Source organism: Ignavigranum ruoffiae (genome assembly GCF_900110675.1).
In the GTDB taxonomy this organism is placed as follows: Bacteria; Bacillota; Bacilli; order Lactobacillales; family Aerococcaceae; genus Ignavigranum; species Ignavigranum ruoffiae.
In genome coordinates this window covers 187141-203207 of record NZ_FOEN01000002.1, presented here as the reverse complement: position 1 = coordinate 203207, position 16067 = coordinate 187141, and the positions used below count along the sequence as shown (strand labels likewise).

Sequence of the window (16067 nt, the reverse complement as noted above, 5' to 3'; positions counted from 1 at the left end):
CCAGTGTTCCTACCCGAGTAGTAAATTCTCGCTCATAATAGCCGTTTCTTTGACTTTGCCGACTTTTTGAACGTTCATACGCATCGGCTTGAATATATTCTGTTCGTTGATTTTCCATCAATTGGTTGAAAACAGTAGTTAAAATCTTTTTAGAAACATCATCATTAACTGATCGTTCAATAATGTTTTGAACCTCTTCGCTGTTCAGTGTAAAATGTACTTGGGTCATGTAAAGTCCTCCTGGGTATGTTTTTGTGGTTAAAAACATTGTACCGTAAAAAGGGCTGCTACATGGCCTTTTGTCTTTTACACAATTATATGGACTTTATCAATTTTTTTGAGTAATAACTAATGTCTTTATCAAATTCGTTTAGTATTGTTTCTACTAAATAATCAATTTCATTTTGATATGCATTTATGTGTTGATGAAATGATTGATAAATATAGTTTTCTAATGGAGAATTAGCTTTTCTTCTTTCAAGTTTAGAATTCACTAAATCACAAGTGCCAGATATAATCATTGAGACTAAAATTCTGAATTTAAATCTAGATCCTACTATTCGAATTCCCAATCTTTCTTTTCTAAATAATTGCAATTGATATTTGAGTAAAAAAAATTCAAGTTTTTGACTATCATTTTTTTGGTTGTTAAAGATATACCTAGATTTTTATAAAGTTTAGTTAAACTTAAATAATTGTGAAAGTAACTGAGTACTATAATTAGATCAATTCTTTCTTGTATGGAACTAACATATTCGTTTATATTAATAGTTTTTGTAAAATCAGTAAAAGTCTTGTAATCAATCTTACTTTTTATATAAGAATTTTTGATCTCAATTCGATTGTCTTTTGAAATTACAGAATTTATTTTATTTATATCTTTTCTAATTTGTTGGGGAGTATTTTCAAAATGTGAAGCAACGTCAAAAAGAGTAGAGTATGGATTATTAGTTATAAATTTAATTATTTTTATCATCTTTAATGAAATCATAAAAAATCCTTTCGAATGGGTAACATATAGTTATAAAATAAAATCTAAAAAAGACCTTTATTATGCCTATTTTAATAAGTATTATATTAGTAAATGATAGCGCTGTCAAAAATAGAGAGGGGTATTTGTATGAGTCAGAACAGAAAATCAAGGTTGAAAGACAATATTCAGACTTTTGGAAGATCATTATTATTACCAATAGCTTTGCTAGCACCTATTGGTATGATTATGGGAATTGCTAACGCTTTAACTCAAAGTTACATGATTGAGAAAATGGCCTTTTTAGATAATAATATTGTCCAAACAATTTTATCTTCACTAAAGTCTATCTCACAAATTCTTTTTAACAATATACCTTTGTTGTTTGCAATGGGAGTAGCAAATGGTGTAGCAAAAAAAGAAAAAGGTTTAGCAGTATTTGCTGCAGTAGCTAGTTATCTCATCTTAAACGTTACTATGAATGTATATTTACAAATAACAGACACTTTGGCGGATCCCGAGATAGCTTCTCAAGTTGGACAAGGTCAAGTTTTAGGAATTGATACATTAAAAATTGAATCTTTAGGTGGTATAATTAGTGGTTTATTAGCTGCAAAAGTTTGTGATAGATTTTATAAAGTAGAGTTTCCACTTGCCTTTGCCTTTTTTGGCGGTAAGAAGTCAGTTCCTATTATTACTTCACTTTTAACTATTCCCATTGCATTAATTATTCCAGTTTTTTGGAATATACTTAATCATTTCCTAATGAGTATTTCCTTTATTTTTTTAAATAAAACTTTTGGTCATGCTACCTATTACACATTAAATAGGGCACTAATACCCTTCGGCCTTCACCACGTGTTATCCTCAACCGTAAGATTTACAGAAGTAGGCGGTATATATAACATTAACGGGCAGAATTATATTGGGGTGCTAAATGCCCTAAATGAAGTGCTTTTTAATCTTGGACCGAATAGTCCATACTGGGATCAATTAATGCCTAAATTAACTGGATATATTGCAGTTCCTCAAATGTTAACAACTCTTTTCAGATTTCCAGCTATTGGACTAGCAATGTATCATACAGCAAATGCTAAAAACAAAAAAATTGCTAAAGCAGTTATTATCACATGTGTAATGACAGCCTTTTTAGGAAATATTACTGAACCACTTGAATTTACATTCTTATTTATTGCTCCTCAACTATTTGGAATATATCTATTGTTAAGTTTTATAATGACAATACCGATCTCATTTCTGAACATATCTATTGGATACATTCGAGGGACAATTTTTGATTTTGGTATATTTGGACTTATGTACGAAAATACCCACTGGATTCAGTTAATAATATTAGGAATTGTTAATTTTATAGTATTTTATTATGCTTTTAAATACTTTATTAAAAAATGGGATTTAGAGACACCAGGAAGAGAGAAATTTGATTTATCAGAATCTTCGAGTGAATTATTAAAGAGCAGAAATTATAAAGAAATGGCGAGAATTACCATAGAAGGACTAGGTGGAAGAACAAATATTCAAAGTGTTGAAAATTGTATTTCAAGATTGAGAATAGATTTAAATGATCCTAAAAAAGTTGATAAAGAACACTTAAGAAAATCTGGATGCACAGGGATTTTCTTTCCAAGTGAAAAACATATTCATGTTGTTTTTGGCCCCCATGTAGAATTTGTAAGAAACGCGGTTGATGATTTACTTGATGAAAAATAATTATGAATGAAAGGAAAGAATATGAGAGCCTATTATGATTCTAGTTCGATAACTTATAAAGATAAAAATTTAGAAAAATATTTTGATGAGAATATAAAGATAAAAACTTGGTTGAAGGTTGAAGCCGCATTAGCTAATGCGCAAGCAGAGGTTGGAATGATCCCTAAGGAAGCAGCAAGTATTATTAATCAAAAAGCAAATATAAAGTATCTTGATTTAAATGAAATGGAAGACATAAAAAAGGAAATTGGACATGGATTTCTGCCCTTTGTAAAAGTCTTTTCAAAAGCATGTGGTAATTTTGCTGGAAAATTTGTACACTATGGGGCTACTACTCAAAATATTCAACAAACTAGCCAATTATATATATTAAAAAATATAACAATAGAATTTAAGAAAAAATTGGGATTAATCTTATCTAATTTGTCTAATTTAGCTGAAAATAATAAAGATACAGTAATGCCAGGACGTACTCACGCAAAACATGCTATCCCAATAACCTTCGGTTTTAAGGTGGGTGTTTGGATATATGAATTAATGGAAGCTATAGAAATATTAGAAGATGCTGAAGATAGAATTTATCAAGTTATGATGGGAGGAGCTATTGGAGCATTTAATTCCATGCCAGTTAATGGGAAAAAAATTCAACATTTAGTTGCTAAGCAACTGGGAATGAAAGAAATGTTGATTCCTTCTCGAAATATTAATGTACATAAATTAGAATATATTTATGCTATAAGTCAAATTGCAAATGTCCTTCATAAAATTGCTGAAGAAATATATTATGGTGGTCTTGAAGAAATGGGAGAATTGTTCGAACCTTTTAAAAAAGGAACCATGGGTTCTTCTACTATGCCACATAAAATAAATCCTAAATTAGCTAAAGGTATTATTTCAAATGCTTCGAAATTATATTCTCTTTTAGAGCCTGGATTTTATTCAAATGTTAGAGTTTTTGAGGGAGATTCATCACAATATCTATTATTTGATGGATTGCTAGATGAAGTATTAGATTTAATGAACGAGGTGTTGATTAGATCTGTTCCTTTAACGGAGGGGCTTGTAGTAGATAAGCAAAAAATGTATAGTAATGCATTAATTGATAGTGGACTTATGAATTTAGAATACATAATGATGGATCTAGCAAAAAAAGTTGGAAAAGATAAAGCGCATTCCATGATGTATCAAATTGCAATGAAGGTAAAATTTGAAGATAAAAATTTATTTGATTTGTTAAGACAAGAGCCACAATTAAAAGATGAAAGTGATAACTACATCTTAGAATTAATTAAAGTTGAAAATTATACTGGAATAAGTGAGGAAATAGCGTTAGAAAGTGCAGAACGTGCTAAGAAAAAATCCAAAGAGCTTTTACTTCTGCAATCAGATTTATAAAATGCGCCGATAAATAGGAGGTATGAAGAAAAAATGAAAGTAATTTATTCGGATAATATTTTACATAATGAAGGTATGATTTCCGGATATATAATTATAGAAAAAGGAAAAATAATAAATATCTTAAATGAATTCAATGGTTCATATGTAAATTATAAAGATGAATATATTTTGCCTGGTTTTATAGACCAACATGTCCACGGATGGGGGAGAGGGTCGTTATTTTTTAATAAATCTCCGGAAAGCCTGATAATGATGGTAAGAGACCTACCTAAAGAAGGAGTTACAAGTTTTCTACCAACGACAACAACAGGAAGTGTTGATGATATATATCAGACGATTGATATAATAAATAAAGTTATTGAAAAAAATGAAGTAGGGGCAGAAATATTAGGAATACATTTAGAAGGACCATTTATTAATCCTGAAAAATCAGGAGCTCAGAGTAAAGAATTTTGTATAAAACCGAATTTAAAACTTTTTAAAAAATTTGAAAATAAATGTGTGGAACCAAATCAAATTAGGTTAATCACAATTGCACCAGAATTAGAAAATGCTCAAGAATTAATAGAGTATTGCCGTGAAAAGAATATACAAGTATCTGCAGGACATACTGATGCTACATTTGAACAAATAATTGAATCAAAAAAATGGGGGGTTAACGGAGTAACTCACATGTATGGGGCAATGTCAGGCTTACATCATAGAAATTTAGGTACAGTTGGTGCAGCTTTATATGATGCAGATTTATATTGTGAATTTGCTAAACAAACAGGAATTACTGTTAACCATGAGGCATTTGATATAGCATATAGGATAAAAACTGCGGATAAAATAATCCATAGTACTGATTGTTTAGGTCATGCAAGACAAAATAAAGCTTATTTTCATGCTAAGAGAGGAATTTGGTTTATTCCACAAGACAATCTTATCATAGAACAGAATGTTAATACTGGTCTTGAGAAGAAGTATAATATAGATAACTATGATGATGTAAGAAAATTAGAAATGTCTTATATTGATTCTGTAAGAAATATGGTGAAATACACGAAAATGACTTGGGAGGAGATTGGGAAAGTCACTTCTTTAAATCCTGCTAGGTACTTGAATTTAGAAAATAAAGGAAAAATAGATATTGGTAAAGATGCTGATTTTACAATTTTAACAAAAGATATAAATCTTAAAGCGACATATATTAATGGTCAATTAATATATACAAATACCATATGATCAAATGAAATAAAAATTTAGATAATAATTTGATATGTAGAATGTATATAAAATGAAAATTTCCTTTCTCTTTGAAGAAAATGATTTATCGACTTGCTTAATCCTCTTATTAGATAAGGTGTGCAAGATCGTAATTCAAAATCGAGAAAGGATTTTTTTGTCATTATGGCTAACTAGGAAAAGGTCTAAACATCATAGATTTGTTTTAGAAACTATTATGTCCATTGCTATAGACATAAATAGAAATGTAAGCGATTTATTTTGTTGTAAAATAAATCTGTAAGGAGGATTAAAGGAATGGAATTAAGTTTTAAAGAATTTAGTGTTATAAATCAGTTAGATTATTCCAATTTCATTCCAGTAAGCAATATATCCAAGAAACTGGGGGTATCTAATAAAACTATTTATAGACTTATAAAAAAAATAAATGAATTGTCATTACGACTGTATAATAATCAATTGATATTAAGTGAGCCTGGAAAAGGTTATGTTTTGAACTCTTTTTTCATAGATAAAAAGATTCTACCAGTTTATACTCAAAATAATGAGGACACTAATATTTTGCAAAACAAAATAAAATTACTGACTTTTTATCCTAACAACATGAAGATTGATGAAATATTTCCCAGTGAATTTCTGAGTGAATCAACTCTGAATCGGATGGTCCAAGAGTTTGAGAGCGAGCTATCAAAATTTGATATTAGGTTAAAAATAAAGAACAAAAATATATATTTAAATGGACAAGAAAATGATATCAGGAAACTTTTAAGAAAATATATTCTAATGCTGAACAGAAATTCAATTATGAACGGATATAACCCTAATGACAATGTATTTGATGAAAAATTTATTTTTAATCAAATTAATATTATAGAAGATAAAATGAAATTAACAATAACTTATCCCTACGATGTAAATATTATAACTCATTTGTTTATGATAATTGAAAGGTATAGATCGGGCTATGTTGATTTATTAACGTTTCAAGAACCATTAGATAATGAAGAAAAGAAGCTAATAAAGAACAATCAAGCTGTTTATAATTTATCCAAGTTCATAGTAAAAAATATAGAATCTTATCTAAATTTAAAAATAAGTTCTTTAGAAAGTTATTTTTTATTTCAAAATATTATTTCAGTTGGCGCAAATAATTCTATAGTAAAAAAAATAACGCTACATACAGATATAGAAAGAAAAGCTGATTATATTTGTAAAAGTCTCATATTTTCTATGTATCGCTTAAAGAATAGCAATGAATTAGCTTACTATAATAATTTATATGTAGACCTATATAATCATATTATCCCTATGCTAACAAGATTAGAAATGGGAATTGATATTGATAACAGTTTACTGTTAGAAATTAAAAAAAATTATAAAAGCTCGTTTAAAGCTTTAAAAGATATTTTCGAAGTTTTAAAAGAAAAAATACCTTTACTTTTACATATTACTGATAATGAGATTGGATATATAACCATATATTTTGAAAAATATAAAATAAAATATAATGAACAAACAAGAGTTATCTTGGTATGTTCGACTGGAATAGGAACATCTGAATTACTAAAAATAAATATAGAAAAGAATATTCCAGAAATTGAGATAGTGGACACGGTTAGTGCCCGTGTTTTAAGAAAAAATTTGAACAAATATAAAGATAATTTTGATTTAATACTAACAACTATCAATGTTGAACTAAAAAATATTGATAAACCTATTTTAATGATTAGTCCAATTTTAAATAATAAAGATATAGAAACTTTGAAATATTACTTGAAGGAGGATTTTAATGAAAACACTTGAATTAGATAAAGTTATAAATAAAAATTTAATTATTATAAATTCTATGAGTAAAAACAAAGATGAGGTTATTAAAGAATTAACAAATAAGTTGTTCGAAAAAAATATTATTTCTAATAAAGATGTTTTTATAAATGATATATATAAACGAGAAAAGGAGGGGGTGACTGGCATTGGAAAAGGTATTGCTATTCCTCATGGAAAATCGAAGGCTGTCTTAAAAACATCAGTTGCGGTACTTCAATTGAAAAATGCAATTGAATGGGAATCACTGGATGATGAATTGATTAAAGTAATTATTATGTTTGCTGTAAAAGATAATGATAAAAATACTGTACACGTCAAATTACTTCAACAAGTTGCTATTAAATTGGCAGATGACGATTTTATTGATAAGTTAAAATTTGTTGATGACAAAAACAAAATTCACAATTTATTTATAGGTAAGGAGTTATAGAATGTTAATTACTGGAAAAGAAATTTTGAATGTAGCAAAAGAAAATAATTTTGCTGTTCCAGCTTTTAATGCAGGATCTGGCCAGTTATTGGATGCTGTTATGCAAGCATGTGAAGAATTACAATCACCTGTGATGATTGCCATTCATCCTGATGAATTAAGTTTTTTAAAAGATAGTTTTGTGTCACAAGTTAAATATTTTGCAAACCATACAAAAATTCCCGTTTGTATTCATTTAGATCATGGTGCATCTTTTGCTCAAATAATACATGCAATAAATCTTGGGTTTACTTCAGTAATGATTGATGCTTCTCATTTGGATTTTGAAGATAATATAAAAATTACTTCAAAAGTTGTGGAAGCAGCACACTCTACTGGTGTTTCAGTTGAAGCAGAATTAGGAACAATTGGAGATACGGGAGATAGTATTGAAGGTGGCGTGAGCGAAATTATTTATACAGATCCGATCGTAGCAAAAGAGTTTGTGGATAGAACAAATGTAGATAGTTTGGCAGTCGCAATTGGAACTGCACACGGAATTTATCCAAAAAATGTTAAACCTAAGTTAAGATTAGATATTTTACAAGAGATAAGAAATGAAGTTAATTTGCCTTTAGTTTTACATGGAGGTTCTAGTAACCCGGATAAAGAAATTGCCCAAGCGGTAACAATGGGAATTAATAAAATTAATATCTCAAGCGATATTAAAATTGCATTTTTAGAAACTTTAAAAGAGGTATTAAATAGCAATGGTAAAGAGTACCGAGAACCAAACTTAATGTTTCCACCTTGTATGGAATCAACCAAAAAAGTTGCTATGGAAAAAATAAAACTGTTTAAATCTAATAATAAAGCAAAACTATATTATGAGGGTGATTAAATGAAAATTGTAGGGGTAGCTGCTTGTACAGCGGGAATAGCTCATACATATATTGCTAAAGAAAAATTAGTAAAAGCAGCTGAAGCGCTTGGGCATTACATAAGTATTGAAACACAAGGCCTTTCTGGTAGTCAGGATAAACTATCAGAAGATGCAATAAAAAATGCAGATGTAGTATTAATCGCTGCTGATATAAAAATTAATGGTAAAGAAAGATTCAAAGGGAAAAAAATAATTGAAGTACCAACTAGTCTAGCAGTTAAATCTCCAAAAAATTTAATCGAAAAAATGGAGAATTTAATTAATAAGTAAAAAGAAAGGCGTTTAAATATGAAAAAGATTGAAATAAAGAAACATATAATGACAGGAATTTCGTTTTTCTTGCCTATAGTAGTTGGATCAGGAATGTTACTTGCTTTCGGAAATATTTTAGGTGGAAGTAGTATTGAAAACTTTTCTGAGGGTTTCAGTCTTGCTGATATAATGACAACAATGGGCGGATATGGTTTGGGGGCATTACCGATGATTGTTGCTACGGCTATCTCATATTCAATAGCAGACAAGCCTGGTATAGCTCCTGGATTAATTGTTGGTTTTGTGGCTCAAGGAATAAATACAGGTTTTTTAGGAGGCGTTATCTCCGGTTTTCTTGCCGGATACATTACTGCACTATTTATTGAAAAAGTAAAAGTACCTTCTTGGATGCAAGGTCTGATGCCCACAATGATAATTCCTACCTTTTGTTCTTTAATAGCTGGATTAATTATGTTTTATATAATTGGATCTCCTATAAATTGGTTTACAGACATGATAATGAATTTTTTAGGTAATTTAGACCGTAATTCATTATTTGTTTATGGAGCTATTATTGGTATTTTAGCATCAATTGATTATGGTAGTGCTATTAATAAGACAGTATTTGCCTTTGTTTTCGCATTATTCTCCGAAGGGGTTTACGAACCAATAACCGTTTTAATTCTAGTATCGATGATTACACCATTTGGATTAACTGCTGCATATTTTCTTGGAAAATTAGTTAACAAGAATGTTTTTGATAAGCAAGATATTGAGACATTAAAAACCGCTTTTCCTATGGGAATTGTGCAAATAACAGAAGGTGTGTTCCCAATAGTTCTTAAGAATTTACCTGTTCATATGCTAGCTACCGGTATAGCTGGAGCAGTAGCGGGTGGTCTGAGTATGTTATGGGGAGCGGATAGTCACGTTCCAGCATCAGGAATGATTGCAATGATTACGATGACTAAACCTTTAGCGTTTTTAGGAGCGCTTCTAATAGGTACATTAGTGCATGCAATAGCAGTAATACTTTTGTTACCGAAAAAGAATCCAAATGAATTGGAAATTATAAATGAAGAAGAAGAGGTCGATGTTTCCTGGGATGAAATAAAAATTACGGAGGTATAAAATGGAAACATATAAAGAAAAAGTTATCGAACAATTTAAATCTTCTGGTATGACATTTACTAATAAAGAACTTGGAAATATTGAGTTCGCTGATTTTGGATTAAATAACATTGAAGTTGAAGGATTGAATCTTATTGTTTATGAGAATAATAAGAGATATTGTGCAAAAGAAATGGTTCTATTGAGTAATCAAACATGTCCAGAACATCTTCACCCAGACCGAGTCGATATGGAAGGAAAACAAGAAACATTCAGATGTCGAAAAGGTAAAGTTTTTTTATTTGTCGATGATAACGATATTCAAGGCAATGAAAGTTGTAAAAATATTAATCCCCCAGCAGAAAGTAGAGAATATTATACAGTCAAGAATTGCATAGAGCTGAACCCAGGTGAACAATACACTATTATGCCTAATACAAAGCATTGGTTTAAAGCTGGAAAGGATGGAGCTGTTATCTCTGAATTTTCATCAAATTCTGATGATGCGAGCGATATCTTCACGGATCCAAACATTAAAAGGATATAATAGTTTATGGATTTTTAGGAGGTTTTAAATTGTCATATGTTTTAGGAATTGATATTGGCACAGGGTCTATCAAAGGGTTGCTCTTAAATAGTAAAGATGGATCGATAGATAATTATAGTTCACCCTATAAGACTTTTCATCCAAAGAAAGGTTTTAGCGAACAAAATCCAAATGATTGGATTAATGGATTAAAAAACATTTTTGAATATTATTCTAATAAATTAAACGATTTTAATTCTGAGTTAGAAGCTATTAGTTTTTCAGGACAAATGCATACTTTAGTTTTATTAGATAAATTTGATAATATTTTAAGACCTGCAATCCTTTGGAACGATGTTAGAACGACTGAAGAAACTATTTTGTTAAATTCTATTAATAACGTAAAAAAGATTACTTTAAATAAAGCTGTCGAAGGATTTACATTGCCAAAAATATTATGGATACAAAATAATGAGCCAGAAATCTGGGAAAAAGTTGATAAAATTTTATTACCTAAAGACTTTATGATATATTATCTAACAAAAAAATTTGTCACAGAACCCTCTGACGCAGCGGGGACATTGATGATGGATATAGATTCTAAACAATGGTCATCAGAATTACTAAATGAATTTAATATAGGAAAAGATAAGTTACCCAATATAATTTCATCGCTTTCATTTGCTGGTTTTTTAAATAAAGAGTTTAAAGTTCTCTTCCATTTTTCAAAGAATATAAAAATATACATGGGCGGCGCTGATAATGCGTGTTCTGCATTAGGTATTGGCATAAAAAATGAAAGTCAAAGTATGCTAAGCATAGGTACTTCTGGAGTTCTGTTATCAGTTGCCAATATAGATAATTCCAACAATGAAGATGTTCATATTTTTAACCATGTAATACCAGATACTTATTATAAAATGGGTGTGACACTATCAGCAGGGGCTTCTCTAAATTGGTTCAAAAATATTGCTTTTCATAATGAAAAATATGATGAAATATTTCAAAAACTTGAAAAATATAAATATAATAATTCAATAGTTTTTGCTCCTTATCTAAATGGAGAAAGAATGCCTCATGCCGACAGTGATGTAAGAGGTGCCTTTCTAGAATTAGATATTAATTCTACTCGATATGATTTATTAATCGCAGTCTTAGAAGGAATTATATTTTCAATAAAAGATGCTTTTAATATTAATAATATTAGAAAAATTGAAAATGTTATATCAGTTGGTGGAGGAGCCAAAAATGAATTTTGGCTTCAAATGCAAGCCGATATTTTTGAAAAACCAATTATTAAATTACAGAATGAAGAAGGTGCGGCACTAGGAGCTTTAATCATTGCTGCTATAGGTGCAGGAATATATGATAGTTTTGAAGAATCTTTTGAAAAATTAATAAAAGTTGAAAAAATATTCTATCCAAATGAAAATAGGAGAAAATATTATCGAGAAAAATTCATAGCTTATAAAAAAGTCTATTCAAAGATAAGAATAAAATAATTTTTAACGTAAAATTTAACACCCCTCCCTCCTCGAAGCGAATGGTTTGCGAGTGTCCAGGTGGAGCCCGAAAGGACAGAACGGCCACATGAGCAAAACAAAGCGAGAGGAGGGAGGGGTGTTTGATTATTATCTCAATACAAGACTATAACTAAATTATTCTACAGTAATAATAATTCTTTGATATTTTTTAATGATTTTTTAGCTTGATCTTTTACTTCAGCAATAATATGAATTGTATCACCGGATTTAGCATCTTTTGGAATAGTAAAAAAAGTTGATGCGGTATTAATACTTTCTAGAGTTATTGAATCTTGAATTTTATTTTTTCTAGAGGTCGTGTGATATCAAGTTGGAAGTCACCGTCTTTTAAAGTAGTTGGTTCTGTTCTGACTTCAGACTCATTATATGTATCTGCTTCGAAATATCTCCACCAAGTGTAATTTAATTCATCATTATCTGGGTCGTTAGCATCCATAGTTAAAGTAATCTTTTCTCCAGGTTTAGCAGATAATTCTGTACCTTCTTTTATATATAACTCAGGATAGTGATTAGCATCAGAAAAATTTTCTGCTAATCCCCATGCTATTCTTGCAGCAAAATCTTCTTGTATATCGTCAAACCACCGAGAAAGTGTATAAGAAGCTTCATATTGATTAGAATAAGGATTATAATCTACGACTTGATTTTGTAATAAGTTATGATTCAGTTTAGTAAATCTTCCTCCCCATCCACCAAATTCAGGATTATTTACATCGTTTAGTCCATTTTGAATTAGGAAGAAGAAGGATGGAGAATCTCCTTCAGATATAAAATCATATTTTTTAAAATCAGGATTGTTTTGCAGATACTCATCAGAACCTCTCTGTTCTTCAGGCAACTCTCCTTCTATCCATTTGCCATCACCCATAGAAGCATATAAATCCATTAAAGGACCATTATCATTAAGAATGTATTCTTTTTGCCAATTTGCCTTTAAAGTTTTATTTAGTTCTGGAGAATTAGTTTGCCAAGCGTAGGCAAAATGCCAAAAATTTGATGTATCCTTGATGACTTTCAATTCCGGCCAATTAACAGCAATATAGTCAGCATAACTTTTATCTTGATCAAGAATAATATATAAAACTAATTTATCATAAATCATTTGTTGAATTTGTGGCCATTCGTCACTATCTTTATATTTTTCCTCAATAGATTTTAATGCCCTAGCTGTTGTATTTGTTCCACCCCAGGTTTGAACATATAGAGGACTAGTATCTTTAGAATTTAAGAAAAGCTCTTCTAAAAATTTTGATCCTTCCGTTTCTTCTGACATGTCTCCTTCATTCTTGATGTTCCCTATCTTTATTATATTTCTTAATTCCTGTGGGCTAGGATAGCCGTTGGCATGTTTAATTAGATTGGGTTGAATTTCTTCATAGGCATCTATCATTTTTTCAATCCAATCTGTACCGGTCCATCTAAACGGTTCAATCCCTTTTTCGCTATCTCCGGCATAATGAAAAACAGAGCTAGTTAAAATAATGCCTTCTAGTTTTACTTCATTTGCATAGTATAAAAATCTAATCATAGAGTTCATATCATCAACTTCACCGTCAGTGGTGATTACAGTACGGTATTTATCGTTTGATGAATCTGACATAGCATATATATTAGAGGTCATATTCATAGTAAGTAATAATAATATTGAAAACAAAAAAGTAAATTTTTTAAACATGTGTTTACCTCCCAAGAATTTGTAGTTCGAAAGTAACCAATATATTAATTTCCTCCTTTCAAACAAAAAAAACCTAAACAGACACATTCATCAGTGTGTCTGTTTAGGTTTTGCCCGTGAGGTTACAATCCTAACTCCTAATAATATTATCATGTAAGCGTTTGTTTATCAATAATTTTTATCGTGTAAAACTAAGTTGATAGGATCTGTGTAAATCAAAATAATTGTTATTAATACTACTATTTAAGACAATTCTCGGATATGATAGAGTGTATAAAGTTGTTCTGATAGAGTAAACTTCCATTTTTCCTAGTTGAGAGAATAGTGATGAGGAGAGTTAGTTTTGGCTATAGTTGGCTTTGATTTAGACGATACAATATATAATCGTGATTTAGTGTATAGTAACGTGTATCAGGTAATGCAAGAAAAATATTTAAATATACCGGTTTGTTTTTCGGACTTTAATAAAGTGTATCAAAGAGAATCAATCCTAGAATATGAAAAATTTTGCAAAGGCGAAAAAGAGAAGATTGATTATAAATTAGATCGAGTAGTAAATACCTATAACTTTTTTAATTACGAGGTATCTAAAGCGATAGCAGAAAAATTCAATAAACTATATGAAGAAAAACGAAACAATATAGTGATAAGGCCTGGTATGTTAAAGCTATTGAATTATTTAAAAGCGAATCATGTTCAAATGTTTGTCCTGACAAATGGTCCAATAGAGGACCAAAAAAAGAAATTTTATAATTTGGGTCTGCAGCAGTATATTGCTGATGAAAATTTATTTATATCTGATGCGTTAGGGTGCTCCAAACCAGAACCAGAAATATTTAAAATAGTTGAGAAGAGCCTGAATGAAGATGCTAGCAATTTAATATATATTGGCGATAACTATCATAAAGATTTCTTACCCGCTAAAAAACTTGGTTGGAAAGCAATATATTATAACTATATGGAACAAGAAAATGAAGCTGAGACTGATTGTTTTATATCAGATAATGAAATATATGAGTATGTAAAGGAATTATTTAAATTAAGAATATTCCCTTTTCCTTTTTTATGAAAAGGGAAAAGGGGCTGTTTGAAAGGTTACAATTCAAAATTTACCATCAGGTGTATCAATATACTGACCACTAAATACCGTAAATATGAATTAAATAGTATTAACCATTATATGTATAGTGAGTTCTGTAATAATTCAATTAGCGTTTTCTTTCTAATTTCATTTAATCGGGTTCTATCCAATCAGGGTCTTCCCAGTTTTGGATTCCTTCTTTATAAAGAATAGAATTTTTTGTTGATCGTATAATTTATTTTTTGATGATTTATTCAGTCGAATCCATAAACTAATAATCGGAATTACAGTATAAAAAGTATAAAAACTTCAAATTCAAAATGTTTATTTAATATAGCGGTTGGACTTTCATAAGTTTAGTCAATCGCTATTTTATTGTTTATTATAAAGCATTTCGTAATTCTGCCTGAATTACTTTTAAATTTTGAGGAATGGTATATTGTCCAATATCTAACCCGGTGTCTGTAATGAGAATATTGATAGTTTCGATAGGAGCGATTTGAAACATAGAATGGTTATTAAATTTCGAGTAGTCAGCAATAACGATGACTTTTTTAGCTGCGTTTATCATTGCTCGTTTGGTTTCGGCAACCTGGCCAACAGGGTGAAAAAGACCTTGTTTAAAGTCTACGGTCCGCATAGACATAAAAGCTTTATCTACTACGAGATGTTGAAAAAATTGATTAGTTAGATAACCTAGGGTAATTGGATCCCTATCTAATTCAACATTCCCTCCGGCAAATAGGAGGCTAATATTTGAATTAGTACGAAGAAGTTGGTAAATATTAAAATCGTTGATGACAACGGTTAGCGGAAAATCAACTTGTTTAGCCATTAGTTTAGCTAACTCTTGTGGAGTTGATCCATAATCTAAAATAATTCGATCATGAGGAGATATTAATTTATATGCTTCAATTGCAATAGCTTGTTTTTCTTTTAATCTTTGTACTCGTCTTTCTAAAAAACTTTTTTCTGCATAGACTAACTGGTTGGCAATTGCCCAACCTCTGGCTCGCTTTATATAGTCATTCTTCTCTAAAACTTCTAAATCACGACGGATAGTCATGGTAGAAACATGGAAGTGGTTTGCTAATTCTACAATGCGAATCTTATAATTTTCCTCCAGTAAATATAAGATTGCCTTTTGTCTTTCTTGTTTAAACATAAATCTCCTTTCTGACAATAAATCCATTTGTCAAAGTAGTTAAAAACTATTTCTAATAAATATATCATTGCACATCTCCAATTAATTATGCGATAAAATGTTCGAAATACATATTTTACGAACACAATATGTTCTGAACTATCTTATTTTTAACATAAAGTAACAAAATTTTCACAACCTTAGACATTGGAATAGCTAATATATTCATT

General features: G+C 29.7%; 15 protein-coding genes. 11 read left to right on the top strand and 4 right to left on the bottom strand.

Translation table 11 applies throughout. From position 1 onward, the window contains the following. Nucleotides 1-229: transposase (locus BMX34_RS03085; RefSeq protein WP_200793406.1), on the bottom strand; the 229-nt coding region annotated here is incomplete at its 3' end. A gap of 891 nt (nucleotides 230-1120) precedes the next feature. Here BMX34_RS03085 and BMX34_RS03075 point away from each other — a divergent pair. From BMX34_RS03075 to xylB, 10 genes are all read left to right on the top strand, one after another. Continuing rightward, the gene (locus BMX34_RS03075; protein ID WP_092570673.1) at nucleotides 1121-2701 is read left to right on the top strand and encodes a PTS transporter subunit EIIC; all 1581 of its coding nucleotides are present in this window, start codon (nucleotides 1121-1123) and stop codon (nucleotides 2699-2701) included. Between the two features lie 21 nt (nucleotides 2702-2722). Further along, nucleotides 2723-4096 carry a class-II fumarase/aspartase family protein gene (locus BMX34_RS03070; RefSeq protein ID WP_092570671.1) on the top strand — a complete coding sequence of 458 codons (1374 nt, stop codon included), beginning with the start codon at nucleotides 2723-2725 and terminating at the stop codon, nucleotides 4094-4096. A 33-nt stretch (nucleotides 4097-4129) separates the two neighbouring features. Continuing rightward, nucleotides 4130-5326 carry an N-acetylglucosamine-6-phosphate deacetylase gene (nagA, locus tag BMX34_RS03065; RefSeq protein ID WP_092570669.1) on the top strand — a complete coding sequence of 399 codons (1197 nt, stop codon included), beginning with the start codon at nucleotides 4130-4132 and terminating at the stop codon, nucleotides 5324-5326. Nucleotides 5327-5623: 297 nt separating this feature from the next. Further along, the gene (locus BMX34_RS03060) at nucleotides 5624-7129 is read left to right on the top strand and encodes a BglG family transcription antiterminator (RefSeq protein WP_092570666.1); all 1506 of its coding nucleotides are present in this window, start codon (nucleotides 5624-5626) and stop codon (nucleotides 7127-7129) included. Beyond that, the gene (locus tag BMX34_RS03055) at nucleotides 7116-7583 is read left to right on the top strand and encodes a PTS sugar transporter subunit IIA (RefSeq protein ID WP_092570664.1); all 468 of its coding nucleotides are present in this window, start codon (nucleotides 7116-7118) and stop codon (nucleotides 7581-7583) included. The genes BMX34_RS03060 and BMX34_RS03055 overlap by 14 nt, the downstream gene beginning before the upstream one ends. A 1-nt stretch (nucleotide 7584) precedes the next feature. Then, nucleotides 7585-8463, top strand: a complete 879-nt coding sequence (locus BMX34_RS03050; protein WP_092570661.1) for a ketose-bisphosphate aldolase — start codon at nucleotides 7585-7587, stop codon at nucleotides 8461-8463. Further along, complete coding sequence (locus tag BMX34_RS03045; protein ID WP_092570659.1) at nucleotides 8464-8775, top strand: PTS fructose transporter subunit IIB; 312 nt, start codon at nucleotides 8464-8466, stop codon at nucleotides 8773-8775. Nucleotides 8776-8793: 18 nt separating this feature from the next. After that, complete coding sequence (locus tag BMX34_RS03040) at nucleotides 8794-9888, top strand: PTS fructose transporter subunit IIC (protein ID WP_092570657.1); 1095 nt, start codon at nucleotides 8794-8796, stop codon at nucleotides 9886-9888. 1 nt (nucleotide 9889) lies between these two features. After that, nucleotides 9890-10414, top strand: a complete 525-nt coding sequence (locus BMX34_RS03035; RefSeq protein ID WP_092570655.1) for a D-lyxose/D-mannose family sugar isomerase — start codon at nucleotides 9890-9892, stop codon at nucleotides 10412-10414. A gap of 29 nt (nucleotides 10415-10443) precedes the next feature. Further along, entirely contained in the window at nucleotides 10444-11895 is a 1452-nt protein-coding gene (xylB, locus tag BMX34_RS03030) for a xylulokinase (protein WP_159428830.1), read from the top strand. Between the two features lie 161 nt (nucleotides 11896-12056). On the opposite strand, the gene BMX34_RS09950 is transcribed toward xylB, so the two are convergent. Further along, nucleotides 12057-12161, bottom strand: coding sequence for a hypothetical protein (locus BMX34_RS09950; protein WP_327077508.1), 105 nt, complete (start codon nucleotides 12159-12161; stop codon nucleotides 12057-12059). A 38-nt stretch (nucleotides 12162-12199) separates the two neighbouring features. Beyond that, the gene (locus BMX34_RS03025) at nucleotides 12200-13612 is read right to left on the bottom strand and encodes a DUF1593 domain-containing protein (RefSeq protein WP_200793405.1); all 1413 of its coding nucleotides are present in this window, start codon (nucleotides 13610-13612) and stop codon (nucleotides 12200-12202) included. Between the two features lie 343 nt (nucleotides 13613-13955). Here BMX34_RS03025 and BMX34_RS03020 point away from each other — a divergent pair, with 343 nt between their 5' ends. Beyond that, nucleotides 13956-14681 (top strand): HAD family hydrolase, encoded by a 726-nt coding sequence (locus BMX34_RS03020; RefSeq protein WP_092570650.1) that lies wholly within the window; start codon nucleotides 13956-13958, stop codon nucleotides 14679-14681. A gap of 394 nt (nucleotides 14682-15075) precedes the next feature. Here the strand turns inward: BMX34_RS03020 and BMX34_RS03015 are convergent, their stop codons facing one another. Then, a complete protein-coding gene (locus tag BMX34_RS03015; RefSeq protein WP_159428829.1) occupies nucleotides 15076-15858 on the bottom strand; it encodes a DeoR/GlpR family DNA-binding transcription regulator in 783 nt (260 codons plus the stop codon). Nucleotides 15859-16067: the final 209 nt, after the last annotated feature.

What these genes read in the sequence shown, in the direction of transcription:
- BMX34_RS03045 (WP_092570659.1), top strand. Translation starts at nt 8,464, where the DNA reads ATGAAAATTGTAGGGGTAGCTGCTTGTACAGCGGGAATAGCTCATACA.
- BMX34_RS03015 (WP_159428829.1), bottom strand. Translation starts at nt 15,858, where the DNA reads ATGTTTAAACAAGAAAGACAAAAGGCAATCTTATATTTACTGGAGGAA.
- BMX34_RS03035 (WP_092570655.1), top strand. Translation starts at nt 9,890, where the DNA reads ATGGAAACATATAAAGAAAAAGTTATCGAACAATTTAAATCTTCTGGT.
- BMX34_RS03070 (WP_092570671.1), top strand. Translation starts at nt 2,723, where the DNA reads ATGAGAGCCTATTATGATTCTAGTTCGATAACTTATAAAGATAAAAAT.
- BMX34_RS03050 (WP_092570661.1), top strand. Translation starts at nt 7,585, where the DNA reads ATGTTAATTACTGGAAAAGAAATTTTGAATGTAGCAAAAGAAAATAAT.
- nagA (WP_092570669.1), top strand. Translation starts at nt 4,130, where the DNA reads ATGAAAGTAATTTATTCGGATAATATTTTACATAATGAAGGTATGATT.
- BMX34_RS03075 (WP_092570673.1), top strand. Translation starts at nt 1,121, where the DNA reads ATGAGTCAGAACAGAAAATCAAGGTTGAAAGACAATATTCAGACTTTT.
- BMX34_RS03025 (WP_200793405.1), bottom strand. Translation starts at nt 13,612, where the DNA reads ATGTTTAAAAAATTTACTTTTTTGTTTTCAATATTATTATTACTTACT.
- BMX34_RS03055 (WP_092570664.1), top strand. Translation starts at nt 7,116, where the DNA reads ATGAAAACACTTGAATTAGATAAAGTTATAAATAAAAATTTAATTATT.
- BMX34_RS03040 (WP_092570657.1), top strand. Translation starts at nt 8,794, where the DNA reads ATGAAAAAGATTGAAATAAAGAAACATATAATGACAGGAATTTCGTTT.
- BMX34_RS03060 (WP_092570666.1), top strand. Translation starts at nt 5,624, where the DNA reads ATGGAATTAAGTTTTAAAGAATTTAGTGTTATAAATCAGTTAGATTAT.